The sequence below is a fragment of the Promicromonospora kroppenstedtii DSM 19349 genome, assembly GCF_000515355.1.
Lineage (GTDB): Bacteria > Actinomycetota > Actinomycetes > Actinomycetales > Cellulomonadaceae > Promicromonospora > Promicromonospora kroppenstedtii.
In genome coordinates this window covers 55974-56753 of record NZ_KI911746.1, presented here as the reverse complement: position 1 = coordinate 56753, position 780 = coordinate 55974, and the positions used below count along the sequence as shown (strand labels likewise).

Here is a 780-nt window from a genome sequence, read left to right as displayed (position 1 = left end):
GGGGCCCGGCGAACCGGCCGACCCCGTGGCCCCCGGTCGCCTGCGCGAGCTGCGCCTCGACGGCCTCAGCGCGACCCACGACGACGGCACCGTCGGTGTGTCCGGCGTCGACCTGACCGTGGGGCGCGGCGACCTGGTCCTCGTGGTGGGCCGCGTCGGCTCCGGCAAGTCGTCGCTGCTGGGCGCGCTGTCGGGCCTCGTCGACCTCGACGGGCGGCTCGCCTGGAACGGCACGACGGTCACGGACCCCGAGACGTTCCTGCGCCCGCCGCGCGTCGCGCACGTCGCACAGGTGCCCCACGTCGTGTCGGGCACGGTGGCCGACAACGTCCGGCTCGACCACGACCGCCCGGTCGACGGTCCCGTCCGCTCGGCAGGGCTCGACCGCGACGTCGCCGAGGCAGACGGCACCGGCACGATGGTCGGTCACCGAGGACTACGGCTCTCGGGCGGCCAGGTGCAGCGACTCGGCCTGGCCCGGGCGCTGGCCACGGGCTCGGACCTCCTGCTCGTCGACGACGTCTCCTCGGCGCTCGACGCCGTCACCGAGGCGCAGGTGTGGACCGCCCTGCGGGCGGCGGGCACCACGGTGCTGGGCACCACGTCGCGCACCGCCACCCTCGCCGTCGCCGACCGGGTGGTGGTGCTCGACGGCGGACGCATGGCCGCCGTCGGGAGCTGGCGCGACCTGGAACCCAGCTGGTCCCACCTCGCCGGCTGACCGACCCGTCAGACCCGGACGGCCTGCCGGTCGGCCCGACGGGCGGCCTGCGTGTCCGG

At 76.8% G+C, this 780-nt stretch carries 1 protein-coding gene; it reads left to right on the top strand.

What is annotated here, in order from left to right:
* Positions 1 to 721, top strand: a 721-nt coding sequence (locus tag PROKR_RS25465; protein ID WP_157602685.1) for an ATP-binding cassette domain-containing protein, incomplete at its 5' end; no start/stop codon positions are given.
* Between the last annotated feature and the right edge of the window lie 59 nt (positions 722 to 780).